This is a genomic window from Streptomyces sp. NPDC048751 (genome assembly GCF_043198595.1).
In the GTDB taxonomy this organism is placed as follows: domain Bacteria; phylum Actinomycetota; class Actinomycetes; order Streptomycetales; family Streptomycetaceae; genus Streptomyces.
Genome location: NZ_JBICUX010000015.1, coordinates 112,358 through 136,279, shown reverse-complemented (window position 1 = coordinate 136,279; position 23,922 = coordinate 112,358). Strand labels below are relative to the sequence as shown.

The following is a 23,922-nucleotide window of genomic DNA, read 5'->3' as shown; positions in this document are numbered from 1 at the left end:
CCACCCGGGGCCCGCTTCGACTTGGGTCAGGCCTCCAGGTCGAGGCCGCGGAGCCTTGCCTCGGCCCGGGCGTCGAGTGCGGCCAGTTTGGCGGTGGTCTCCTCGTCCAGTTCCGACAGCGCCACCAGTTGGTCGGAGGTGACGCCCTCGGGGATCGGCACCGGGGGCGGGGTCCGCAGCGGCGGCTGCCAGCCCTCGGCGGGCGTCCAGCGGCGTACGACCCGGGCGGGCGCCCCGGCCACCACGGCGTGGTCGGGCACCGTCCCCCGGACCACCGCCCCGGCCGCCACCACCACGTTCCGCCCGATGCGCGCGCCGGGCAGGATCACCGCCCCGGTGCCGATCCAGCATCCCGAGCCGATCTCCACGGGCTCCATCCGCGGCCACTGCTTGCCGATGGGCTCGTGCGGGTCGTCGTAGGAGTGGTTGGTGGAGGTGACGTAGACGTACGGGCCGAAGTAGCAGTCGCTGCCGATGGTGACCGTCGTGTCCGCGATGACGTGGGACCCGCGGCCCAGGACGACACCGTCGCCTATCCGCAGGATCGGGTCCGGGCCGAGGTCGAGGTCGGGCATCAGACCGGCGGTGAGGGTGACCTGTTCCCCGACGATGCAGTGGGCCCCGAGGTGGATCCAGGGTTCGCCGAAGACCGTGCCGAGCGGGAAGGCGAGCCGGCTCCCCGTGCCGAGGGAGCCGAACCGGAGGCGTCCGGGGCGCTCGGCGGTCACCGAGCCCGTGCGCTGCACCCAGGCCCAGCCCGCGTGGACGGCGCGCTGCGCGAGGCGGCGCCGCCATGATGAGAACGTGTTCTTGTCCTTGGGCACCCGCTCACCGTACTCAGCGCGTCCCCCGCCCATGTGACCGGAGCCCTGTGATCTTCGCCCCACTGGTGGCGTACGGTGCGGTGTAGCACCGACCAGGAGGCGAGATGACGCACAAGGCGCTGATCACGGGCATCGGCGGCAAGGACCCGAAGGTGGATCCGGAGGCGTTCGTGGCACCCACGTCCACGCTCATCGGGGAGGTGACGCTGCACGCCGGCGCCAGCGTCTGGTACGGGGCGGTGCTGCGCGGCGACGTCGAGCGGATCTCCGTCGGCGCGAGCAGCAACGTCCAGGACAATTGCACGCTGCACGCGGACCCCGGCTTCCCGGTGACCGTCGGCGAGCGGGTCTCCATCGGGCACAACGCGGTGGTGCACGGAGCGACCGTCGAGGACGACTGCCTGATCGGCATGGGAGCGACGGTGCTGAACGGCGCGGTGATCGGGGCGGGGTCCCTGGTCGCCGCGCAGGCGTTGGTGCCGCAGGGGATGCGGGTACCGCCGGGTTCGCTGGTCGCGGGGGTGCCGGCCAAGGTGCGGCGGGAGTTGACGGAGGAGGAGCGGCAAGGGGTGACGCTGAACGGGACGTCGTACGCGGAACTCGCGAAGGCGCACCGGGACGTGCACGCGGCGTAGCTGTGGCCCCCCGCGCCCCTCTGGGAGGTGTCAGTCCCCGGCAGGGACCGGTTCCGGTTCCTGCCGGGCGACTTGCGCCTTCTTCGCCTTGCGCTTGAGGACCAGCATCGACGTGGCGCCGATGAGGACGGCCAGCACGAGGCCCAGCCAGGAGAAGCGCTTCAGCCAGGACTCGGCGACGACACCGACGTAGTAGATGACGGCGGTCGTGCCGCCCGCCCAGAGGACGCCGCCGAGGACGTTGGCGATGAGGAACTTCCAGTACGGCATGCGCAGGACGCCCGCGAGGGGGCCGGCGAAGATACGGAGCAGGGCGACGAAGCGGCCGAAGAAGACGGCCCACATGCCCCACTTCTCGAAGGACCGCTCGGCGGTGGCGATGTGCCCCTCGCTGAAGTGCTTGGGGAACTTCTTGCCGAGCCAGGCGAGCAGCGGGCGCCCGCCCTTGCGGCCGATGGCGTAGCCGATGGAGTCGCCGACGATGGCACCGACGCTGGCGCAGGCGCCGAGGATCACGGGGTTGATTCCCGCGTGCTGGGAGGACATGAGCGCCGCCGAGACCAGGATGATCTCGCCCGGCAGCGGGATGCCCAGGCTCTCGAGACCGATGACCAGCCCCACCACGGCGTAGACGGCGGCCGCGGGCACCGTGTCGAGCCACTCCTGGACGTGCACCGCCGGTTCCTCCCCATTGCGTCCCTGCGTTCCCGGCGTGCGCTCGAGCGGGCGCACGCCGGGAAGCCTACCGGGTAACCAGGCCGCTCCGGGGTCGCACGGAGCGCGCGGGGGTCAGCCGCCGCGTCACCGGTCGTCCGAATTGCCCGAGTTCGAACCGAGCAGCGTGCCCACGTGGGCGGGAACATCGACCGTGGCGGGGAGTTGACTCACCGCGCCCGCGACGTCCACGGGAGCCCGCGGGGTGTCCGGAGAGGTGACCGGCGGCGGGGCCGGCGGAGCCGCCGGATCGGGTGTGTCACAGCAGGCCACTTGGGCGATGCGCGGCTCGTAGCCCGGTTGCGGCCGGGCGGGTCGCGCGGGGGTGGGGGCCGCGTCGGGAGGCGGTGGAGCGCTGAGCGGCGGTTCCGCTGAGGGGGTCGCACGGGGCCGGTCACGTGGGGCCGGCGGCTCACCCGCTTCGTCCCCCCGACGTGATCTCGGTCCCATGTCCCGCGTCCCGTCCGCACCCGCGCCCGGCTCCAGTTGCCACCGCTGCCCCGGGGATCCGTCGCGTGCGGTGACGACGACCTCGATGGACGACCCGGCGCGCCCCGGAGCGACGAGCAGGCCCTTGGCGCGGCGGAGCAGGAGTTCGCCGCGGACGGTGAGGTCGTAGGACACGTCCCCGGAGTGCACGAGGCAGCCCGCGAGGGTCACCTTCTTGTGGTCGGCGTCGGAGTCGAGGCAGAGGGTGGGGTCGGTGGCGCTGCGGAGCAGTCCGTCGTCCCGGTACGACCACTGCTGCGATCCGGCGGAGGAGCACTCCACCAGCACGGCTCCCACGCCGACCTGGACCCGACCGCCGCGCGCGTCGAGGCACAGGCCCACGGTGAGGCTGCGCAGCCGCCCGCGCGCGATCTCTCCCGGCTGCTCGGCGGAGGCCGCCGAAGGGGACCCGCTCGAGCCGGCCGGGGGCCGCTCGCCGGGGCTGCTCGCGCGGCCGGAGCTGCCGACCGGCGCGCCCCAGGTCATCCCCGGCCCGGGGGTGCCGCCGTCCTCGGACCAGCCCTTGGCGACGAGCACGGTCGCGAGGAGGGCGAGGGTGCTCAGACCGACCCCGAGGAGGACGGCCTTCGGGTGGCGGTGCGGGGCGTCGAGGATGCGGGCGTGTGAGCTGCGGTGACGCCCGCCGTGGGGGCGCGTGGCCCCACCGCCGACGGGGCCGTCCTGTTCGGTGGCGCGCCCGGGGCGTGAGTCGAGGTAGCGGCGGGCGCCCCAGCCGAGCACGGTCTCGGCGAGCAGCACTTCCAGACCCCCGTCGAAACGGGAGAGCTGTTCGGCGGCCCGGCGGCAGTACCGGCACTCCGTCAGATGCCTTCGCACGTCCGGCAGCAGGGTGCCGCCGCGGCGCATGGGAACGTCGAGGAGACGGTTGTGGAAGCGGCATTCCGAGGTCGGCGCGAGTTCCCGGTGAGCGCGTACGCAGGCCGAACGGAATTGCTCCCGTGCCTGGTCCAGGGCGGCCGAGGCAGTGACCGTGTCGACGCCCAACAGACCGGCCGGTACGGATATGGGCTCGGCCTCGACCTCTGTGTGCCACAGCAGGCATTGCGAGGCTCCGGGAAGGGCACGGAAAGCGCGCTCGGCGATCAGCAGCTTTTCGGGCGTCGCCCGCCCGGAGGCGCGCAGTCCGCGACCGCCGACGGTTTTTCGCAGTTCCGGCAGGATCGTGGAAATGGCTTCGTCCCCGGCCCACTCCCGGACCGTCTCCCTCACGGCGACGAGGAGTTGGGGACGCAGGGCGCCGCCGACGCCACCGAACGCCGCCTGGCCGAGGACCCGGTTGAACGCGGCGGTGGCCACCATCCGGGCGGAGTCCTCGGCCGAGGCGAGGCAGACGACGGCGTAGTCGAGGGTCGCCCGCCAGTGCCGGGCCAGCAGCAGCGCGACGGCACAGGCGCCGGGGCCGCTTCCCGCGCCGCTCGCGCCCAGTTGGGCGAGCAGGTTGCGGTCGGAGTCGCCGGGGCTCCAGCCGGGGCGGGGCGGGAACGGCGGTCGTGGGGGGTTGGGGGGCTGCACTGAACCATTTCCTTCCCAGCCGAAGGACGGAACACGGAAAGGCGCGTCCTCGGAAAGCAGGGGGCCGGATTGGTGTGTACCTATGGCCTGATCTGGTCCTTCCCGAAGGAAGGATCACCTTCGCACATACGCCTCACAGGAAACAAGGAGTTCGAGTGACTCATGTTCAAAACGACGGAAATTCAGATATGTTACCGAGGGTATCCGTACCCGCATTCGAAAGTTTCCGCCGATGTCGCGCCCAACTCGTGTGCACGAAAGGCCGGATGGCACACCAAATCTCCAACTTGCGCTCGCCCGCACAGCGGACTCCCATGCAGCTCTCGGCGCGCTCTCATCCCCATGGGTCAGCATGCTGCGCATGATCACCCCCCGCTCCTCATCCACGCCCCCGTCCGCCCGCCCGGTCCGTGCCGTCCGCAAGGCCGTCGTCCCGGCCGCCGGGCTCGGTACCCGCTTCCTGCCCGCCACGAAGGCGACGCCGAAGGAGATGCTGCCGGTCGTCGACAAGCCGGCCATCCAGTACGTCGTCGAGGAGGCCGCCGCGGCCGGTCTGGACGACGTCCTGATGGTCACCGGCCGGCACAAGCGGGCCATCGAGGACCACTTCGACCACGCCTTCGAACTGGAGCAGGCGCTCGCGGCGAAGGGCGACACCGTACGGCTGGACGCGGTGCGCGACCCGGCCAGGCTCGCCGACATCCACCACATCCGGCAGGGCGACCCGTTGGGCCTCGGCCACGCGGTGCTGTGCGCCCGCCAGCACGTGGGCGACCAGCCGTTCGCCGTGCTCCTCGGCGACGACCTCATCGACCCGCGCGAGACACTGCTGAGCCGGATGCTGGAGGTCCGTGAGCGGTACGCCGGGAGCGTCGTCGCCCTGATGGAGGTGCCGCCGGAGCAGATCCATCTCTACGGGTGCGCCGCGATGGAACCGACCGCGCAGGACGGTGTCGTCCGCGTCACCGGGCTCGTGGAGAAGCCCTCCCGCGAGACCGCGCCGAGCGCGTACGCGGTCATCGGCCGCTACGTCCTCGACCCGGCCGTCTTCGGCGTCCTCGACCGCACCCCGCCCGGCCGCGGCGGCGAGATCCAACTCACCGACGCCCTCCAGGAACTCGCCACGACCGACACCGTCCACGGCGTCCTCTTCACCGGACTCCGCTACGACACCGGCGACAAGGCCGACTACCTGCGCACCGTCGTCCGCCTCGCCTGCGAACGCCCGGACCTGGGACCCGAGTTCATCAGCTGGCTGAAGGGGTTCGTGGCGAGCTTGGAGGAGGGTGGAGGGGAGGACGGGGGGAGGCTTGCCGCGTGATGCGGGATGAGATGTGTGGGGGGCCAGGCACCTGGCGGGTGGGGCGCGGGGCGGGGGCAGGTTGGGCGCGGGGCAGCAGGCCAGGCGCAAAGGTGGGCGAGGCGCGGTGGCGGGGGTACGAGCGAGCACGGCATGCGGGTGCGAACAAGGCGCGGGCAACGGCTACGGGTTCGGTGCGGGCGCACTGAAGGACGTTCAGCCACGGGGAGGCAAGACCACTGCGAACGCGCCCCGCCGGGGAAGCTCCCCCCGACCGCCCCCGATTCCCCGCAGCGCAGCCACCTCGCCGCACCCCCTCGCGCCAGCCCTCAGCCCCCGCTGCGCGACTCCCTCCCCCTGCCCCATGACAATGGCCTCTCAGCCATTGGGGCGCAGGGTCCACACCACTGTCATCTCACCGGTCACCGCCCCGTCACCGCGTCGGATCTCGACCGTGACCGGGAACTCGGGACGCTCGCCGGCGTCGAGTTGGGCGACGACCTCGGTGGCGGGGCGGCCGAGGGTGGCGGTGGCCGTGACCGCGCCCATGGCGAGCTTCTTGTAGGTGATCTCCGCGCCGACGGCGAGCGGCACCGCGCGGGCGAGCTGGTCGCCGAAGGCAGCCAGCACGATCGCCCCGCTCGCGGACTCCCCGAGCGTGAACATCGCACCGGCGTGCGGCCCGCCGACATGGTTGTGGAAGCCGCTCTGGTCCGGCAGGGCGACCACGGCCTTCTCGGGCGAGGTCTCGAGGAACTCGAGGTTCAGGGTCCGGGCCATGGGCACCGTGGCGGCGAGCATCTCGCCGATGGACATCTGGTCTGCGCTCATGCTCGGGATGTTACCCACGAGTAGCCTCGACTGGCCAGGGCGGTGTGATGATCCGCCGTATGATTTCCGCCCATGTGGCCAGGAGAGCAACCACCGGCCGGCGACCCGAATCAGCCGAGCCAACAGCCGAATCCGTACCAGCCCGGTTATCAGCAGCCCGGCCCGGACGCCCAACAGCCTGCCTATGGCTACGGCTACCCCCAGCAGCCCGGCCCGGACGCCCAGCAGCCCGGCTACGGCTCGGGCTACGGTTACCCCCAGCCCGGCTCGGACCCCCAGCAGCCCGGCTACCAGCAGCCCGCGTACGTCCAGCGGCCGCCCGCCCCGTGGGAGTCTCCCGACTACGACTACGAGGACCCCGACGGCAAGAGCCGCCGTACGAAGCTGATCGCGATCACAGCGGCCGTGGTCGTCGTCGTGGCCGCGGCCGTCACCAGCGTCGTGTTCCTGGGCGGCGGTGACGACAAGAAGGCCTCGCCGAACCCGACCGCGTCCAAGGCCTCCCCGTCCGCCTCGGCGTCGCCGTCCACGAACCGCGACCCGCTGAAGCCGAGCATCGCCGGCTGGAAGGTCGTGGTGAACCCGGGCCTCGGCGTCGCCTTCGACGTACCGGCCGACTGGGTACCGCAGGCCAGGGACTACGTCAGCTACGTGGCCGAGGACGACGACCCGAAGGAGAAGCCGCTGGTCGGCATGCGGGCCCCGGCCGTCCTGAAGGCCAAGTGGTGCATGCAGGACGCCAACAAGGACGGCAAGGTCGAGTACACGGCCCTGGCCAACGCGGGCACCCGCGGCAACAACGGCGCCAAGAGCACCGAGCAGATAGCCCGGCAGGACTCGGCGAACTGGGCCTACGGCGCCTACGCCCAGCCCGAGCACAAGAACGTCAAGACGGACCGGGCGACCTCCTTCACCACCGCCTCCGGCCTCAAGGGCACGGTCGTCACCTCGCACGCGGTCCTCGTCAAGGTGCGGCACAAGTGCGACACCGCGGGCAAGGCCACGACGTTCGCGTTCAAGAACAAGTACGGCAGCTTCTCGTCCTGGTCGTTCTACGGCGCCGAAGGGGTGGAGGAAGAGGTTCCGGACGCCACGGTGAAGAAGATCCTCAGCACGGTGCGGGAGTTCCCCCGGGTCCGTTCCAAGGGGCAGTGACCGGCCCGCGTCCCGTACGGCACTAAGGTTTCTCCGCATGTGGCCAGGACAGCAGCCGCCCGGGGGCGAGCAGAACCCGCAGGGGCAGAACAACCCGTACCAGCAGCCGGGGTACCAGCAGCCGAATCCGTATCAGCAGCCCGGGTTCCAACAGCCCAACCCCTATGCGCAGCAGCAACCGCAGCAGCCGCAGTGGGGCGCGCCGACCCACGTGGGCGGACCGCAGCCGCCGCAGGGCGGCGGCGGTGGCGGCAACCGGACGAAGCTGGTCGCGATCATCGCGGCCGCGGCCGTCGTGGTGGCCGCCGGTGTCACCGGCTTCCTGGTCCTGGGTGGCGACGAGGACACACCCGCGAAGGCCGACGAGAGCGCGAGCCCGTCCGTGGCCGCGTCACCGAGCGAGACGGCCACCGGTTCGGGAGCGGACGACAACCCGCGCGGCGGTGAGACCGAGAAGGCGACCGTCGCGGGCTGGAAGGTCGTCGTGAACCCCAAGTGGGGCATCACCTTCGACGTGCCGGCCGACTGGGAGGTCCAGAAGGTCGGCCTCACCCAGGGTTTCGACCTGGAGGGTGTGAAGGACGACGCGATCATCATGTCGGCCACCGCCGAGCTCAAGTCGAAGTGGTGCACGTCCGACGACGACAAGGACGGCAGGACCGACAACACCCCGCTGGCCATGGTGGGCAGCAAGGGTGCCTCCGGCGCAAAGAACACCGACGAGATCGCGATCAACACCGCGCCGGTGTGGGTCTACGGCGGTTACACCCAGCCGGACAAGAAGAGCATCACCTTCCCCGAGAAGGCCACGCCGTACACGACCACCTCGGGCATCAAGGGCAGTTACGCCTGGGCCCAGTCGAACAACACGCCCCAGAAGGGCAAGTGCGACAGCGACGGCAAGGCGATCACGTTCGGCTTCAAGAACTCCGCCGGTGACTACGTCTCCTGGAACCTCTACGGCGCCAAGGGCGTGAAGGACGAGCTCTCCAACGAGACGATCATGAAGATCCTCAGCACGGTCCGGCTGTCCGGGGAACCGACGGAGTGATCCGCCGGCGGGCGGGACGACCGGGGAAATCGTTTGGCACCCCGGTGCCCGGGCGGGGATAGTCGGCCGGTGACCTCAGCCGCCGCCTCCCCCCGCCGCCCGCGCAGGCCCTCCTGGGCGGGGCGCAACTACAGCCTGCTGACCGCCGCGGCGGTCGTCACCAACCTCGGCAGCAACGGCTCGCTGATCGCCGCCGCGTTCGCCGTACTGGACGCGGGCGGCGACGGCGGTGACGTCGGCCTGGTGGCCGCCGCCCGCACTCTGCCGCTGGTGCTGTTCCTGCTGATCGGCGGCGCGGTCGCGGACCGTCTGCCCCGCCACCGTGTGATGGTCGCGGCCAACGCCCTCAACTGCCTCTCTCAGGCGGCCTTCGCGACGCTCGTCCTGGCGGGTGAGCCGCAGTTGTGGCAGATGATGCTGCTCACCGCGCTCGGCGGCACCGGGCAGGCGTTCTTCAGCCCGGCCGCCGAGGGCATGCTGATGTCCACGGTGGACGGGGAGCAGGCGGGCCGCGCGTTCGCCGTGTTCCGGATGGCGATGCAGGGAGCGGCCCTCGGCGGCGCGGCCCTGGGCGGCGCGATGGTCGCCGCGATCGGCCCCGGCTGGGTGCTCGCCGTGGACGCGGCGGCCTTCGCCGTCGCCGGTGCGCTGCGCTCCTTCCTCGACGTGAGCCACATCCCGCCGCGCGAGCCGGGCGGCGGCATGCTCGCCGACCTCCGGGACGGCTGGCGGGAGTTCGCCGGCCGCCCCTGGCTGTGGGGCATCGTCCTGCAGTTCTCGGTCGCCAACGCGGTGGTCGCCGCCGCCGAGTCGGTCTACGGTCCCCTCGTCGCCCGGGACCACCTGGGCGGGGCGGGCCCCTGGGGGCTGGCCCTGGGCTGCTTCGGCGCGGGTACGGTGGCCGGCGCGCTGCTGATGACCCGTTGGAAGCCCCGCCGGCTGCTGTTCGTCGGCACGCTGTGCGTCTTCCCGCTGGCCCTGCCGTCCGCCGCGCTCGCCGTGCCGGTGTCCGCGGGCGTCCTGTGCGCGGTGATGTTCCTCACCGGCCTCACCGTGGAGGTGTTCGGCGTGTCCTGGATGACCGCCCTCCACCAGGAGATCCCGGAGGACAAGCTCTCCCGCGTCTCCGCCTACGACTGGTTCGGCTCCGTCGCCCTGGTGCCGCTGGCGTCCGCGCTGGCGGGTCCGGCGGAGCTGGCGTTCGGGCGGACTGCGGCGCTCTGGGGCTGCGCGGTCCTGGTCGTGGTGGTCACGGCGGCGGTCCTGTGCGTGTCCGACGTACGGAACCTGACCCGGCGCACCAAGCACGTGGCCCAGGGCGCGCCGGACGCCGCGAACGGGTCAGCCGATGCCGAACGCCCCGTCGGGGGGCTCGGGTGACGGCACCGCGTCCTCGTCCCGCACCGGCCGCGCCCCGCCGATGAACTCCCGCAGCCCGGGCCCGTACTCGACCCGGGCCGGGAAGGCGTCGGAGGCGGTACGCCGGGCCAGCGCGGCCGTGTCGACGGGACCGTGCGACGCGACGAGCACCGCGTTGCCGAAGCGGCGCCCGCGCAGCACACCGGGCTCGGCGATGAGCACGAGCTCGGCGAACACGGTGCCGAGCGTGGCCAACTGGGACCGCAGAAAGGCGAAGGGCGCCGCGTCCGGCAGGTTCGCCAGATAGACGCCCCCGCCGCGCAGCACCCGCCCGGCCTCCCGCGCGTAGGCGACCGACGTCAGATGCGCGGGAACCCGTGACCCGCCGAAGACGTCCGCGACGAGCACGTCGGCACTGTCGTCCGGCGCGGCCTCGATCCAGGCCCGCGCGTCCGCCACGTGCGACGTCACGTCCGCGCCCTCCGGGAGCGGCAGCTGCTCCACGACCAGCTCCAGCAGCCCCCGGTCGGCCTCCACGACGTCCTGCCGCGAGCCGGGCCGCGTCACGGCGACATACCGGGGCAGGGTGAGCCCGCCCCCGCCCAGGTGCAGCACGTCCAGCGGCACCCCCGGCTCCGCCACGACATCCAGCGCGTGCCCGAGCCGGCGCGCGTACTCGAACTCCAGATACGCCGGCTCGTCAAGATCGACGTACGACTGCGGAGCCCCGTCAACGGTGAGCAGCCAGGCCCGCTCCCGATCGACATCGGGCATGAGCTTGGCAGTGCCGAAGTCGACGGCGCGGGAGACGGGGACAGACTCGTCGTTCACTTCTTCATTGTGCCTGTGGAACAGCAGACTCAGGGGCGCGGGGAACTGCGCGACCAGCCACAACGGGCCCCGCAGTCCCCCGGCAACATCAGCCACCCTCACAGAACGGCCGTCACGGTCCCCGCTCCCACGGTGCGACCGCCTTCCCTGATCGCGAAGCCCAGGCCCGGCTCCAACGGGACGTCCCGCCCCAGCTCAACGGTCATGGCAACCCGCTCCCCGGGCCGCACCACCGCGACGTCTCCCAGATCCACGTCCCCGACGACATCCGCCGTACGGATGTAGAACTGCGGCCGGTACCCGGTGGAGACCGGCGTGGAACGCCCGCCCTCCCTCGTGGACAGCACATACACCTGCGCCGTGAACCGACGACTCGGACTCACACTCCCCGGCGCGGCCACCACATGCCCACGCCGCACCACGTCCCGCGCCACCCCTCTCAGCAGCAGCGCCACATTGTCCCCGGCCTGCGCCTCCTCCATCGGCTTGCCGAACGTCTCGAGCCCGGTCACCACGGTCTCCACACCCGCACCGAGCACCTCGACCTTGTCACCGACCCGCACCGTCCCCCGCTCGACCGCGCCGGTCACGACGGTTCCGCGCCCGGTGATGGTCAGCACGTTCTCCACCGGCAACAGGAAGGGCGCGTCGAGATACCGCTCGGGCATCGGCACATACGTGTCCACCGCGTCGAGCAGCGCGTCGATCGACGCCGTCCACCGCGGGTCGCCCTCCAGGGCCTTCAGCCCCGAGACCCGTACGACGGGCGCGGCGTCACCGCCGTAGCCGTGCGCGGTGAGCAGGTCGCGCACCTCCAACTCGACGAGGTCGGTGAGTTCTTCGTCACCCGCGTCGGCCTTGTTGAGGGCGACGACGATGTGGTCGACGCCCACCTGTCGGGCGAGCAGGACGTGTTCGGCGGTCTGCGGCATGATCCCGTCGAGCGCGGAGACGACGAGGATCGCCCCGTCGAGCTGCGCGGCGCCGGTGACCATGTTCTTGACGTAGTCGGCGTGGCCCGGCATGTCGACATGCGCGTAGTGCCGGGTGTCGGTCTCGTACTCGACGTGCGCGATGTTGATGGTGATGCCGCGCGCGGCCTCCTCGGGCGCGCGGTCGATGCGCTCGAACGGCACGAAGGCGGAGGAGCCGCGCTCGGCGAGGACCTTGGTGATGGCGGCGGTCAGGGTGGTCTTGCCGTGGTCGACATGACCCATCGTGCCGATGTTCAGATGCGGTTTGGTGCGTACGTACGCGGTCTTGGGCATGGCTCTACCTCGAAGCGTGGCCGTAGGAAGTGAGGACCCCGAGGAGCTGGCCGACCCTCCCCCTGCGGGGTCCGCCGGACGATCCGGAGAGGGTCAGCTTCGGGCGCCGTCGGCAGCGGCCACGAAAAAGGGAACGGCAGCCTTCGGGGCATCCGCGACCGCGGATGCTGCGAGGAGGAAGGCGTACCGGAACATGACGTCGATCATCGTCGACGCCGAACGCCACGTCGAATGGTTTTCGCACCGGTGAGGGGGGCGGCCCGTGACGGGAGTGAGACGAACCATACGGCGATCACACATATTTGTCGGTTAAGGTCGGCTGATGCCCGATGCCACCACCCGCTCTGGCGGCACCGCTACGGCCACTCCTCAGGCCGTCGCCACACCCGTGCCCGTAGCCGTAGCCGCACCGCCGGCTCCCGTCGGCCTCGCCGCGCGCTGCACGAGAGTCCTGCTCTCGCCGTGGGCGCGGTTCTCGCTGCTCGTCGCCCTGCTCGCCGGGGCCGCCTCCGCCGTGCTGCTCTTCGAACCGCAGAGAGTGCTGTCGGACGGCTGGCCACCGCAGTTGGGGGGCGCCGCGGCGGCGCTGGTGTTCGCGGCGGCGTACGGGCTGTGCACCGTGGCGTTCGTGCCGCGGCCGCTGCTGAACCTCGCCGGAGGTGCCCTGTTCGGCTCGCAGCTCGGGCTCGGTGCCGCCATCACGGGCACGGTGCTCGGGGCGGGGCTGGCCTTCGGGCTGGGCCGGATCCTCGGACAGGACGCGCTGCGACCACTGCTGCGGGGTCGGTGGCTGAAGGCCGCGGACGGGCAGCTCAGCAGGCACGGCTTCCGGTCGATGCTGGTGGCGCGGCTCTTCCCCGGTGTGCCGTTCTGGGCCGCGAACTACTGCGCGGCGGTCTCCCGGATGGGCTGGCCGTCGTTCCTGGTCGCGACGGCGCTCGGGTCGATCCCGAACACCGCCGCCTACGTCGTCGCCGGCGCCCGCGCGGCCACGCCGACCTCGCCGGCCTTCCTGATCGCGATGGCCTGCATCGCCCTGCCGGCGCTGGTGGGTGCGGTGGTGGCCTGGCGCAAGCGCCACCAGCTGCGCCTGCGCTGACCGCACGTCACCCGGCCTGCACGGTCTCCAGGATCATCGCGTTGGCGAGTCCGCCCGCCTCACACATCGTCTGCAGCGCGTAGCGGGCGCCGCGTTCGCGCATCGCGTGGACGAGGGTCGTCGTCAGACGGGTGCCGCTCGCGCCGAGCGGGTGGCCCAGGGCGATCGCGCCGCCGTGCACGTTGACCCTGGCGAGGTCGGCGCCGGTCTCCTGCTGCCAGGCCAGGACCACGCTGGAGAACGCCTCGTTGACCTCGAACAGGTCGATGTCGTCGAGGGTCAACCCCGCCCTGCGCAGCACCTTCTCGGTCGCCGGGATCACGCCGGTGAGCATGAGGAGGGGGTCCGAGCCGGTGACGGCGAAGCTGTGCAGACGGGCCAGCGGGCGCAGACCGAGGCGGGCCGCGGTGTCGCTCGACGTGATGAGGACCGCGGAGGCGCCGTCGTTGATGGGGCTGGCGTTGCCCGCGGTGACGTTCCACTCGATCTGCGGGAAGCGTTCGGCGAAACCGGGGTCGTGGTAGGCGGGCGTGAGGCCGGCGAGGATCTCGGGGGTGCTGTCCGGGCGTACGCACTCGTCGCGCGTGACGCCCTCCAGGGGCGCGACCTCGGCGTCGAAGAGGCCCGTGGCCCAGGCGGTGGCCGCCTTGTGGTGCGAGGCGACGGCGAAGGCGTCCATCCGCTCACGTGTGAGGGACCACTTGGCGGAGATGAGTTCGGCGCTGATGCCCTGCGGGACGAGGCCCTCCGGGTAGCGCTCGGCGACTCCGGGGCCGAAGGGGTCCTTGCCGGGCGGCACGTTGGACCACATCGGCACGCGGCTCATGGACTCCACCCCGCAGGCGACGACGAGGTCGTACGCGCCGGAGATGACGCCCTGCGCGGCGAAGTGCACGGCCTGCTGGGAGGAGCCGCACTGCCGGTCCACGGTGGTCGCGGGGACCGTTTCGGGGAAGCCCGCCGACAGGACGGCGTAGCGGGTGGTGTTCATGGCCTGTTCGCCGACCTGGTCGACGGTGCCGCCGATGACGTCGTCGACGAGCGCCGGGTCGACGCCGGAGCGTTCGACGAGGGCGCGCAGGGTGTGGGCGAGGAGCTCGACGGGGTGGACGTGCGCGAGGGAGCCGTTCGGCTTGCCCTTCCCGATGGGGGTGCGTACGGCTTCGACGATGACTGCGTCACGCATGTGCGGGCCTCCGCGACTACTGGTTAGTAGGAAATCCAGACTCACCCTAACCCTGCGGGTTGGAAAATCAAACCTATGAGTTGGAGAACCAAACCCTCCCCTAGACTGGGCCGCATGGCCACCCCCAAGGACCCGCGCCCCTGCTCGATCGCCGACACCCTGGCGCTCGTGGGCGAGAAGTACTCCCTGCTCGTCCTGCGCGAGGTGTGCCTGGGCAACGGGCGCTTCGACCAACTGGTGCGCAACATCGGCGCCCCGCGCGACATCCTGGCCACCCGGCTGCGCCGCCTCGTCGACGCCGGGATCCTCACGAAGCGGGCCTACAGCGAGCGTCCGCAGCGCTTCGAGTACCGGCCCACGCAGGCGGGGCTCGAACTGGAGCCGATGCTGATGACCCTCATGGCGTGGGGCGACCGCCACCTCCGGGACGACGACGACCGCCCCATGGTGATCGAGCACACCTGCGGCAACGAACTGGTCCCGGTCGTGACCTGCGAGTCCTGCGGCACTCGCATCCACCACGAGGACCTGACCGCCCACCCTCAGACCCCCGGCTGGACGGTGTCGGGCCCGTCGGCGGCCTGACCGCGCACCGCTCCACGGTCCGTCACCGCACAGTCACCCAGAGAACCCCTGTTCCCGGCATGTCACACCGGACCGCTACGCTGCCCTTCGACACCCCGCGATCACCGCACGCGGCGGCCCGGTGTGTCCATCGCCCTTTCCACGATCGGCACTTGGACTCCGTAACTTCATGTCTTGGTTTGAATCCCTCATCCTCGGACTCGTCCAGGGGTTGACCGAGTTCCTGCCGGTCTCCTCCAGCGCGCACCTGCGGCTCACCGCCGCCTTCTCGGGCTGGAAGGACCCGGGGGCCGCCTTCACGGCGATCACCCAGATCGGCACGGAGGCCGCGGTGCTGATCTACTTCCGCAAGGACATCGGCCGGATCATCTCGGCGTGGACCCGCTCGCTGGTCAACAAGTCGATGCGCAGCGACCACGACGCCCAGATGGGCTGGCTGGTGATCGTCGGCTCGATCCCGATCGGCGTGCTCGGTGTGACGCTGAAGGACCAGATCGAGGGTCCGTTCCGCGATCTGCGGATCACCGCGACGATGCTCATCGTCGTCGGCATCGTCATCGGCATCGCCGACCGGCTGGCCGCGCGCGACGAGACGGGCGGCAAGCACCGTGCACCCAAGCAGCGCAAGAGCCTTGAGAACCTGGGCGTGCGGGACGGCCTGATCTTCGGCCTCTGCCAGGCCTGCGCCCTCATCCCGGGCGTCTCCCGCTCCGGTGCCACCATCAGCGGCGGCCTCTTCATGGGCTACCGACGCGAGGCCGCGGCCCGCTACTCCTTCCTGCTCGCCATCCCCGCGGTGCTGGCCTCGGGCGCTTTCGAGCTCAAGGACGCGATGGGGAGCGACCACGTGTCGTGGGGGCCGACGATCTTCGCGACGGTCATCGCGTTCGTGTCCGGATACGCCGTCATCGCCTGGTTCATGAAGTTCATCTCCAACAAGAGCTTCATGCCCTTCGTCTGGTACCGCATCGCACTCGGCATCGTGATCATCGTCCTGGTGGCCACGGGCGCCCTGAGCCCGCACGCGGCGGAGTCGTCGGGCTGACGCGCCCTCTTCGGACAGTTGCGGTCTCATGGCACTCAGCCAGCAGTTGGCCCGCGTCTCCCCCGCACACCTGTCGCGCCAGGGTGCCGCGAGCCCGTGACCAACCCCATACGGTTTGCGTAGCGGCCTGGTGGCGCACCGTCAGTTCTTGGCCCTACGCTTGTCGGCATGTCCCCCGAATCCGTTGCCCCTGGTTCCGTGCGGTCTCCTGAAGAAGTGAACGAGCAGATCCGCGCCCTCTGGCAGCGCGCGGGCGGCTCGCTCTCGGCCCAGGAGCGCGCGGAGTACGAGCTGCTGGTGGTGGAGTGGGCGGCGGCGATCCGCGGCGCGGTCATCGCGGCGGCCTGAACGATGGAACACCTGGACAGCGTTCCGCCGCGCCGCGGCCTGATCATCTTCCTCAACGGCACGTCCAGTTCGGGGAAGTCCAGCATCGCCGCCGAGCTGCTGCGGGAACTCGACGAGCCGTACTTCCACATGGCCGTCGACACCTTCCACGCGATGCGCTCGAGCCGCCCCGTCGCGCCGGACCGGCTCGACGCGCTCCTGCACCGGACCTGGCAGGGCTTCCACCGGGCGGTCGCGGGGATGGCCGCCGCCGGCAACAACGTCGTCGTGGACCATGTACTGAGCGCCGAGTGGCGACTGCGGGACTGTCTGTCGTTGTTCGTGCCGCAGGACGTGGTTCTCGTAGGGGTGCGCTGCCCGTTGGAGGAGCTGGAGCGGCGGGAGCGGGCCCGCGGCGACCGGCCGAGCGGGCTCGCGGCGCGGCAGCTGGAGCAGGTCCACGCCCACGGCGTCTACGACGTCGAGTGCGACACCAGTCGGCTGGACCCCCTCGCCTGCGCCCGCCGTATCAAAGACTTCCTGCCCGACCGCCCCAGCCCGACGGCGTTCGAGAAGCTGCGCGCGGCGGTGTGACGCTCACCGCCCGCCGGCCACGCGCAGCACCGCGCCGGTGGTGTACGACGCGTCCGGGGACATCAGCCAGGCCACGGCGGCGGCGATCTCCTCGGCCTGCCCCGGGCGGCGCAGCGGAATCGCGCCGGCGGCACGCTGCGCGCGGTCCGGGTCGCCCATCGCCGCGTGCATCTCGGTGTCGATCAGGCCGGGGGCGACCGCGTTGACGCGGACACCATGCGGGCCGAGTTCCTTGGACAGGCCCAGGGTCAGGGCGTCGACGGCGGCCTTGGTCGCCGCGTAGTGGACGTAGTCCTCGGGACTGCCGAGCGTGGCGGCCGCCGAGGACACGTTGACGATCACGCCCTTGCCGCGGGGTGTCATGAGCTGGGCCGCGCGCCGCGCGCACAGCAGCGTGCCGAGGAGGTTGACGTCGACGACCCGGCGCAGATCGGCGGTGTCGGCGTCGGCGAGGCGCCCCAGCGGCCCGGTCACCCCGGCGTTGTTCACCAGCCCGGTCACCGCCCCCAACTCCCGCTCCGCCGTGGCGAAGAGCCCCTCCACATCCGCCTCGACCGACGTGTCCACCCGCACGGTGACACAGCGTCCGCCGGCCTCACGCACCCCGCCGGCCACCTCCTCGGCGGCCGCGCGGTCCCGGACGAACCCCACCGCCACGTCGTGCCCGTCCCGCGCGAGACGCAGACAGGTCGCGGCCCCGATCCCCCGGCTGCCGCCGGTGACCACCGTGACAGGACGGGTCATACGGGCCTCCGGCTCCCCTGGGACAGCAGCTCCGACGGACGTCACCACAGGTGTGCGGTCCGCCGTGATCGTACTGCGCCCGCTGCCCCCGCTTCGGGCGGCGCCCGGTGTGACCACACCGCTGACCGCACCGAAATACCCGCATGCCCCTTGGCTCCGCGCGGTGCATGGCCAACACTCGGCCCATGACGCAGCGTGTGGAGCTCGCTACCGTGATGGACCGGCTGGCCGTGGACGGGCTGATCACCGACTACGCGGTGGCCGTCGACGACGGGGACTGGGAGGCGTACCGGGGGCTGTTCACCCCGGACGGACGGGCGGACTACCGCTCGGCCGGCGGCATCGAGGGGGACGCGGGGAAGGTCGCCGCGTGGCTGGCGGAGAGCATGCGGCTGTTTCCGATGCGCCAGCATCTGATCGTGAACCGGAGAGTCCGGTTCGGGGTGCTGGAACGGGACACCGGGGACACGGCCCTCGTCCGGGCCGATTACGTCAATCCGATGCGGTTCGCCGCCGAGGGCGACGGCCCCTCCGCACCCGACTTCGTGTGCGGCGGCCGCTACGCCTTCGGGCTGCGGCGCACGGGTGACGGGTGGCGGCTGCGCGAGGTGATCGTCCAGGAGAAGTGGCGCCGACTGCCCGAACGGCCGACGGCATCGGTGGCCGGAAACGAGGGCCAACTGTCGTAGATCGTCTCGGAGGCGCACACTGGAGCCACCCACTGGGTAGGAGAGACGCCATATGAAGACGTTCGACCATTGGCTCACCTCCTCGTGGCGGCGCTCGACCGTCGCCGCACTGTCCGGCGCCCTGCCCGTCCTGGCCTTTCCCGCCCCGTCACTGTGGTGGATCGCACCCGTGGCCCTGGTCCCCTGGATCCTGCTCACACGGACCGCGCCCACCTGGCGACGAGCGGCGTACGACGGCTGGTGGGGCGGGGCCGGCTTCATGCTGGCCATGCACCACTGGCTGATGCCGTTCCTCCATGTGTTCACCCTGGTCATCGCGGTGCTGCTGGGGGTGCTGTGGGCGCCGTGGGGCGTCCTCGTACGCCGCTTCCTGGGTGGCGGGCCCTCGCGGGGGCGTACGGCCGCCGCCCTGGTCGTGCTGCCGTCGGGCTGGCTGGCGATCGAGCTGGTCCGCTCCTGGCAGGGGCTCGGCGGCCCCTGGGGGATGATCGGCTCCAGTCAGTGGCAGGTGGAGCCCGCGCTGCGGTTGGCCTCGGTCGGCGGGGTGTGGCTGCTGAGCTTCCTGGTGGTGGCCGTCAACGTCGCCGTCGCCGTGCTGATCGCGGTGCGCGAGTCCCGGGTGCCGGCCCTGGCCGGCCTGGTCGCCACGGCCGCCGTGACCTCCGCGGCCTGGGTGTGGTCGCCCCGCCCCGACGTCGACAGCCGGGCCCGGATCGCCGTCGTCCAGGCCGGTGTCCTCGACGGCCCCGACCGCCGGTTCGACCGCGAGGAACGGCTGACCCGCGAACTCGCCGGACGAGACGTCGACCTGATCGTCTGGGGCGAGAGCAGCGTCGGCTACGACCTGGAGGACCGCCCCGACCTGGCCCGGCGCATCGCCGCCCTGTCCCGTGAGACCGGCGCGGACATCCTCGTCAACGTGGACGCCCGCCGCTCCGACCGGCCCGGCATCTACAAGAGCTCCATCCTGGTCGGCGCCGACGGCCTCACCGGCGACCGTTACGACAAGATGCGGCTCGTCCCGTTCGGCGAGTACGTTCCCGCCCGCTCACTGCTCGGCTGGGCGACCTCCGTCGGCAAGGCGGCCGGAGAGGACCGCCGACGCGGAACCGAGCAGGTGGTCATGAACGCCGGGCAGGGGCTGCGCATCGGCCCGATGGTCTGCTTCGAGACAGCGTTCCCGGACATGACCCGCCATCTCGCCGAGGACGGCGCCGACATCCTGGTCGGGCAGTCCTCCACGTCGACGTTCCAGCACAGCTGGGCCCCCGAGCAGCACGCCTCGCTCGCCGCGCTGCGCGCCGCTGAGACCGGCCGCCCGATGGTGCACGCAACACTGACGGGCGTGTCCGCCGTCTACGGACCCAGCGGGGAACGCATCGGCTCCTGGCTCGGTACGGACGTGAGCACGAACGCCGTCTACGACGTGCCGCTGGCCGACGGTGTCACCCCGTACGTCCGCTTCGGCGACTGGCCGGTGCACCTGGCCGTGCTGGTGCTCGCCGCCATGGCCCTGGTCGAGGGCGGCCGGGCGGTCAGGCTGCGCCGGCGTGCTCCCGCACCGCAGACACCACCCGCTCGCACAGTTCATGAGTCGCCAGTGCGTCCCGGGCGCTGAGCACCCTGCCCGCGCGTACGGCGTCCAGGAAGGCGAGGACGGCCTGCTCGATCCCGCGCTGGCGGGCGACCGGCACCCAGTCGCCGCGCCGCCGGACGGTCGGCTGGCCCTTGTGGTCGATCACCTCGGCGAGATTGAGCACCTGACGCTTGGTGTCCTGCCCGGAGACCTCCAGGATCTCCTCCGCCGAGCCGCTGAGCCGGTTCATCACGCCCAGCGCGGTGAACCCCGCACCGGAGAGCTGGAGCACGACGTGGTGCAGCAGTCCGCCCTCCACGCGGGCTCGCACGGTCACGTCGTCGACGGGCCCGGGCACCAGGAAGCGCAGGGTGTCGACGACATGGATGAAGTCGTCGAGGATCATCGTGCGCGGTTCCTCGGGCAGCCCGACACGGTTCTTCTGCATGAGGATCAGCTCGCGCGGGTGGTCGGCGCACTGCGCGTAGGCCGGGGCGTGGCGCCGGTTGAACCCGACGGCGAGCGGCACACCGCGCTCCTCGGCGAGCGCCACCAGCCGCTCGGACTCATCCAGTCGGTAGGCGAGCGGCTTGTCGACGTACGTCGGTACGCCCGCCTCCAGCAGCCGGGTGACGATCTCGGGGTGCGCCACGGTCGGCGCGTGCACGAAGGCGGCGTCGAGGCCCTGGGCCAGCAGGGAGTCGAGGTCCCCATGCCGCTGCGCCTCGGGCAGGTGCAGGCTGTCGGCGACCCGGGTCAGGGTCGCCGGGGTCCTGGTCTGCACATGGAGCACGACCCCGGGCTGCACGCCGAGCACCGGCAGGTACGCCTTCTGCGCGATGTCACCGAGTCCGATGCAGCCGACCTTCACGGGGGCTCCCTCACTGCTTGCCTGCGCCTGCTCCACGGCAGCATATGTGCGGCACATGCCCGAGGTGGAGTGCGCGTCGGCAGAGCTGAACCGGGATCGCCCGGTGGCACACGGCCGGCTTCCGTCCGGATGATCCTTCCAAGGGGCCGAGCAGGTTCACGGCGCGACCGGCGAGTGACGTCAGCGCGGCGGGCCCGCGTCGCTCGTACGGGGGCCCGGATCACCCGTGTGGGGCATTGTCCGCTCATCCGCTGGGCCCCGGCAGGCCGGACCCACCAGAGTGACGGGGGTGCATCGAACGACGACCACCGCAACGCTCCTGGTCACCGTGGCCGTCTCGGCCCTCGCCGGCTGCGTGACGATCCAGCAGCCACCCGCGCCCGTGCAGCCGTCGGCGCCGGCCGGGCCGTCCGTGTCCCCGCGGCAGCAACCCGTACTCCCGCCGTCGGCCCCCGAGGCGGAGCCGCAGATCGTCCAGGCACCGGCACGCGAGGCCCTGGAGATGGTCGGCTCTCCCCGGCACCCCACGCCCACACCACCCGCCCCGGCCGGGGCGCCCGCCGCCCCGCACACCCCGGCCCACCGCGGGCACCCGCACCCGCACGACCAGGACCCGCACCCTCATCCCCCACGCCCCCGAGCGCCACACCATCCCGAGCAACGCCGACACCCGAACCCCCACTCACGCCCCGCGATCCCTGACGTCCCCCACACGCCCCCCAAGAACTCCGACGTCTGCTCCCTGGGCCGAAAGTACGGCGGCTGGCGCCAGGACAGCGCGGAGTCGACGATCTGCGACCAGACGTACGGCCGCTGAGACCTCGGGGACGTGCCCCAGCACGGGACTGCCGACGCCGTCGACGAAGGCGCGTCAGTGGTGGTGGCCGCGCCGGCCGAGGGTGTCCACGGGGGTCGCGCCCGGGCGGGTCCACTGTGGCACGGGGCGGCTGGTCGGGCCCCAGGTGGCGTTCCCGTCCGCGTCCGAGCGCCAGGACCAGCACGGGTTGCCTCCCTCGGGCCAGTCCTCGGGGTTGTCCTCCCACGCCTCGCCGCGGCCGTAGGGCGTCATGTCGAGGAGGCCGAGGGAGCCGTTGACCCGCTCGTTGCCACGGCCCGTCGTCGAGTACGTGAGGAACACGCGGTCGCCGTCGCGCAGGAAGCAGGTGAGGTAACCCATCTCGCCGCCGACCGGCGCGTCCACGCCCCGCACCGAGTACCAGGGCTGGGTGTAGCCCATGAACTCGACGTAGGAGGCCACCTCGTCCCACGGGCCCGTGGTCAGGACGGCGAACGAGACGTCACGGGCGTTGAGGTAGACGGCGTCCTTCAGGTGCCAGGCCGTGGTGGTGCAGCCCTCGCACTGCCCCTGGTGCGGCGCGCCGTCGTACCACATGTGCTTGTACACCACGAGCTCGTCGCGGCCCTGGAACAGGTCCAGGAACGGGACCGGGCCGTCGGGTCCGACGACCTCGACCGTCCCGTCGAACTCCACCATCGGCAGCCGTCGGCGCGCCGCGGCGAGAGCGTCACCCTCGCGGGTGTGGGCCTTCTCGCGGACCAGCAGCTCGTCACGGGCGGTCTGCCAGGTGGCCAGGTCGACCACGGGCGGGCGGCCGGGCAGCGCGGTGGTGGGGTCATCCGGCGTGGTCGTCATGGTGTCCTCCGTGGTGTCTCGTGCCGGGCGGCTTCTTACGACGTCGTACGACGGTCAGCAGAACAGACTCCCGATCCGGCCGGAACTCATCGCGTACGGCGGCGGGCGAGGCAACCGCTGCCGCCACCGACGCTCTCCTACGGTCGCTGACGCGGCGGACCCGAGCTCCGCCCGCCGCTGCCACCGCCGCTCCCGCCACCGGGTCCCTGGCCGAGGTCACCGCCGGAGTCGTCCTCCTCCCCCGGTCGCGAGTCCAACCGTGACTCCAGTCGGCTGATCTCCGCCCGTACGCCGTCGCCGTATCGGTCGTCGCCCAGCGCGTCGGCCGCGCCGCGGGCGCGGCGCACGTGGACGCGGGCTGCTTCGCGGCGGCCGACTTTCACGTGGTCGGCGGCGAGGTTCAGGTGCAGGGAGGGGTTGTCAGCTGCTCGCCGGGGAGCGTGCATAAGCGTGGTCTAACTCGATCGTGTGATGGTCGGCTTCCGGGCTTGCGGCGTCCTGGGCCGTTCGGGCTACGGTGATCGTGCGATCTGGGACGCCGGGTACGGCGCCGGCGTGCGGGGCCCCCGCTCCACCGGAGTGATGGTTCGGGGCCTCCCCGTCGCCTCTGCCCGTACCCATTTGAAAAGGTCGTGAGGGAGCCGGCCTCCCGGTGTCGGACCACGGACAGGATCCGTGTCGCTGCCCCGGGGTCGAGTACGCCGGGGACCAGGGCGCCCAAGACCGTTCGGGGCGTGCGGCTGAGCGGACTCACTTCTGCCCAGTCCACAGGAACGGTAGAGCGCCCGTACCGCCAAGGCGCCACCGGCCCGGCCCACCCGCCGGGCCCGGCAACCCCCACAAGCGACCCGCCCGGCCACGGGCCGGGTCAGGTCAGGTTCGGGATCGTCCAGTCGATCGGCGTGTGGCCCTGCTGGGCGACGGCCTCGTTGATCTGGGTGAACGGGCGGGAGCCGAAGAACTTCTTGGCGGAGAGGGGGGAGGGGTGGGCGCCCTTGACCACGGTGTGGCGGGACTCGTCGATGAGGGGGAGCTTCTTCTGGGCGTAGTTGCCCCACAGGACGAAGACCGCGGGGTCGGGCCGGTCGGCCACCGCGCGGATGACCGCGTCGGTGAACTTCTCCCAGCCCTTGCCCTTGTGGGAGTTCGCCTCACCGGAGCGCACGGTGAGCACCGCGTTGAGCAGCAGCACGCCCTGCTGGGCCCACGGCATCAGATAGCCGTTGTCCGGGATCGGCGTGCCCAGCTCCTCGTGCATCTCCTTGTAGATGTTGCGCAGCGACGGTGGGATCTTCACGCCGGGGCGGACGGAGAAGCACAGGCCGTGGCCCTGGCCCTCGCCGTGGTACGGGTCCTGACCGAGGACCAGGACCTTGACCTGCTCGTACGGCGTGGCGTCGAGCGCGGCGAACACCTCCTCGCGCGGAGGATAGACGGGCCCCCTGCCCCGCTCCTCCTCGACGAACTCCGTCAGCTCCTTGAAGTAGGGCTGCTGAAGCTCCTCACCCAGGACCCCGCGCCAGGACTCGGGCAGCATGGAGGTGTCGGTCACGTCAACGTCC

Annotated in this window: 24 protein-coding genes and 1 pseudogene; 13 read left to right on the top strand and 12 right to left on the bottom strand. The window is 71.8% G+C overall.

The annotated features are described in order from the left end of the window. Positions 1–26: 26 nt before the first annotated feature. Positions 27–857, bottom strand: coding sequence for an acyltransferase (locus tag ACGFNV_RS37230; protein WP_393628795.1), 831 nt, complete (start codon positions 855–857; stop codon positions 27–29). Between the two features lie 71 nt (positions 858–928). Here ACGFNV_RS37230 and ACGFNV_RS37225 point away from each other — a divergent pair, with 71 nt between their 5' ends. Then, complete coding sequence (locus ACGFNV_RS37225) at positions 929–1,459, top strand: gamma carbonic anhydrase family protein (RefSeq protein ID WP_393628793.1); 531 nt, start codon at positions 929–931, stop codon at positions 1,457–1,459. Positions 1,460–1,489: 30 nt separating this feature from the next. Here ACGFNV_RS37225 and ACGFNV_RS37220 read toward each other — a convergent pair whose 3' ends face one another. Continuing rightward, a complete protein-coding gene (locus tag ACGFNV_RS37220; RefSeq protein WP_393628977.1) occupies positions 1,490–2,134 on the bottom strand; it encodes a DedA family protein in 645 nt (214 codons plus the stop codon). A gap of 126 nt (positions 2,135–2,260) precedes the next feature. Continuing rightward, positions 2,261–4,195: an RICIN domain-containing protein gene (locus ACGFNV_RS37215; protein ID WP_393628791.1), complete on the bottom strand. Its 1,935-nt coding sequence runs from the start codon at positions 4,193–4,195 to the stop codon at positions 2,261–2,263. 361 nt (positions 4,196–4,556) lie between these two features. Here ACGFNV_RS37215 and galU point away from each other — a divergent pair, with 361 nt between their 5' ends. Beyond that, positions 4,557–5,516: a UTP--glucose-1-phosphate uridylyltransferase GalU gene (gene galU, locus ACGFNV_RS37210; protein ID WP_393628789.1), complete on the top strand. Its 960-nt coding sequence runs from the start codon at positions 4,557–4,559 to the stop codon at positions 5,514–5,516. A 357-nt stretch (positions 5,517–5,873) separates the two neighbouring features. Here the strand turns inward: galU and ACGFNV_RS37205 are convergent, their stop codons facing one another. Continuing rightward, complete coding sequence (locus ACGFNV_RS37205; protein ID WP_393628975.1) at positions 5,874–6,311, bottom strand: DUF4442 domain-containing protein; 438 nt, start codon at positions 6,309–6,311, stop codon at positions 5,874–5,876. An 87-nt stretch (positions 6,312–6,398) separates the two neighbouring features. Here ACGFNV_RS37205 and ACGFNV_RS37200 point away from each other — a divergent pair, with 87 nt between their 5' ends. The 3 genes from ACGFNV_RS37200 to ACGFNV_RS37190 all read left to right on the top strand — a co-directional run bounded on the left by ACGFNV_RS37200 (position 6,399) and on the right by ACGFNV_RS37190 (position 9,912). Beyond that, on the top strand, positions 6,399–7,481 hold the full coding sequence (locus ACGFNV_RS37200) for a hypothetical protein (protein ID WP_393628787.1): 1,083 nt from the start codon (positions 6,399–6,401) through the stop codon (positions 7,479–7,481). 37 nt (positions 7,482–7,518) lie between these two features. Then, positions 7,519–8,532 carry a hypothetical protein gene (locus tag ACGFNV_RS37195; protein ID WP_393628786.1) on the top strand — a complete coding sequence of 338 codons (1,014 nt, stop codon included), beginning with the start codon at positions 7,519–7,521 and terminating at the stop codon, positions 8,530–8,532. 69 nt (positions 8,533–8,601) lie between these two features. Beyond that, the gene (locus tag ACGFNV_RS37190) at positions 8,602–9,912 is read left to right on the top strand and encodes an MFS transporter (RefSeq protein WP_393628784.1); all 1,311 of its coding nucleotides are present in this window, start codon (positions 8,602–8,604) and stop codon (positions 9,910–9,912) included. Here the strand turns inward: ACGFNV_RS37190 and ACGFNV_RS37185 are convergent. Continuing rightward, entirely contained in the window at positions 9,874–10,665 is a 792-nt protein-coding gene (locus ACGFNV_RS37185; protein ID WP_393628973.1) for a spermidine synthase, read from the bottom strand. The two genes, ACGFNV_RS37190 and ACGFNV_RS37185, sit on opposite strands and share 39 nt — an antisense overlap. Positions 10,666–10,820: 155 nt before the next feature. After that, a complete protein-coding gene (gene tuf, locus ACGFNV_RS37180; RefSeq protein WP_393628782.1) occupies positions 10,821–11,990 on the bottom strand; it encodes an elongation factor Tu in 1,170 nt (389 codons plus the stop codon). Between the two features lie 322 nt (positions 11,991–12,312). Here tuf and ACGFNV_RS37175 point away from each other — a divergent pair, with 322 nt between their 5' ends. Beyond that, positions 12,313–13,089: a TVP38/TMEM64 family protein gene (locus ACGFNV_RS37175; RefSeq protein ID WP_393628780.1), complete on the top strand. Its 777-nt coding sequence runs from the start codon at positions 12,313–12,315 to the stop codon at positions 13,087–13,089. Positions 13,090–13,096: 7 nt separating this feature from the next. Here ACGFNV_RS37175 and ACGFNV_RS37170 read toward each other — a convergent pair whose 3' ends face one another. Then, entirely contained in the window at positions 13,097–14,275 is a 1,179-nt protein-coding gene (locus ACGFNV_RS37170) for a thiolase family protein (protein ID WP_393628778.1), read from the bottom strand. 114 nt (positions 14,276–14,389) lie between these two features. On the opposite strand from ACGFNV_RS37170, the gene ACGFNV_RS37165 reads away from it, so the two are divergent. The 4 genes from ACGFNV_RS37165 (at position 14,390) to ACGFNV_RS37150 (ending at position 16,826) form a co-directional block, all read left to right on the top strand. Continuing rightward, positions 14,390–14,860: a winged helix-turn-helix transcriptional regulator gene (locus ACGFNV_RS37165; protein ID WP_393628776.1), complete on the top strand. Its 471-nt coding sequence runs from the start codon at positions 14,390–14,392 to the stop codon at positions 14,858–14,860. 169 nt (positions 14,861–15,029) lie between these two features. Continuing rightward, the gene (locus ACGFNV_RS37160; protein WP_393628774.1) at positions 15,030–15,905 is read left to right on the top strand and encodes an undecaprenyl-diphosphate phosphatase; all 876 of its coding nucleotides are present in this window, start codon (positions 15,030–15,032) and stop codon (positions 15,903–15,905) included. A 168-nt stretch (positions 15,906–16,073) separates the two neighbouring features. After that, positions 16,074–16,253, top strand: a complete 180-nt coding sequence (locus tag ACGFNV_RS37155) for a hypothetical protein (protein WP_393628772.1) — start codon at positions 16,074–16,076, stop codon at positions 16,251–16,253. A 3-nt stretch (positions 16,254–16,256) separates the two neighbouring features. Further along, the gene (locus tag ACGFNV_RS37150) at positions 16,257–16,826 is read left to right on the top strand and encodes a chloramphenicol phosphotransferase CPT family protein (protein WP_393628771.1); all 570 of its coding nucleotides are present in this window, start codon (positions 16,257–16,259) and stop codon (positions 16,824–16,826) included. A 3-nt stretch (positions 16,827–16,829) separates the two neighbouring features. Here the strand turns inward: ACGFNV_RS37150 and ACGFNV_RS37145 are convergent, their stop codons facing one another. Then, positions 16,830–17,570, bottom strand: a complete 741-nt coding sequence (locus ACGFNV_RS37145) for an SDR family oxidoreductase (RefSeq protein WP_393628770.1) — start codon at positions 17,568–17,570, stop codon at positions 16,830–16,832. 185 nt (positions 17,571–17,755) lie between these two features. Between ACGFNV_RS37145 and ACGFNV_RS37140 the strand changes: the two genes are divergently transcribed. Then, entirely contained in the window at positions 17,756–18,259 is a 504-nt protein-coding gene (locus ACGFNV_RS37140) for a nuclear transport factor 2 family protein (RefSeq protein ID WP_393628768.1), read from the top strand. A 52-nt stretch (positions 18,260–18,311) separates the two neighbouring features. After that, positions 18,312–19,877 (top strand): apolipoprotein N-acyltransferase, encoded by a 1,566-nt coding sequence (lnt, locus tag ACGFNV_RS37135; protein ID WP_393628766.1) that lies wholly within the window; start codon positions 18,312–18,314, stop codon positions 19,875–19,877. Here the strand turns inward: lnt and ACGFNV_RS37130 are convergent. After that, a complete protein-coding gene (locus ACGFNV_RS37130; RefSeq protein WP_393628764.1) occupies positions 19,795–20,706 on the bottom strand; it encodes a Gfo/Idh/MocA family protein in 912 nt (303 codons plus the stop codon). The two genes, lnt and ACGFNV_RS37130, sit on opposite strands and share 83 nt — an antisense overlap. A 289-nt stretch (positions 20,707–20,995) precedes the next feature. Between ACGFNV_RS37130 and ACGFNV_RS37125 the strand changes: the two genes are divergently transcribed. Further along, positions 20,996–21,523: a hypothetical protein gene (locus ACGFNV_RS37125; protein WP_393628762.1), complete on the top strand. Its 528-nt coding sequence runs from the start codon at positions 20,996–20,998 to the stop codon at positions 21,521–21,523. Between the two features lie 54 nt (positions 21,524–21,577). Here ACGFNV_RS37125 and ACGFNV_RS37120 read toward each other — a convergent pair whose 3' ends face one another. The 3 genes and pseudogenes from ACGFNV_RS37120 to ACGFNV_RS37110 all read right to left on the bottom strand — a co-directional run bounded on the left by ACGFNV_RS37120 (position 21,578) and on the right by ACGFNV_RS37110 (position 23,912). Next, entirely contained in the window at positions 21,578–22,360 is a 783-nt protein-coding gene (locus ACGFNV_RS37120; RefSeq protein ID WP_393628760.1) for a DUF899 domain-containing protein, read from the bottom strand. A gap of 137 nt (positions 22,361–22,497) precedes the next feature. Further along, positions 22,498–22,776 (bottom strand): annotated as a pseudogene (locus ACGFNV_RS37115) (hypothetical protein); the annotation flags it as partial. Between the two features lie 452 nt (positions 22,777–23,228). After that, a complete protein-coding gene (locus tag ACGFNV_RS37110; protein ID WP_393628758.1) occupies positions 23,229–23,912 on the bottom strand; it encodes a uracil-DNA glycosylase in 684 nt (227 codons plus the stop codon). Positions 23,913–23,922: the final 10 nt, after the last annotated feature.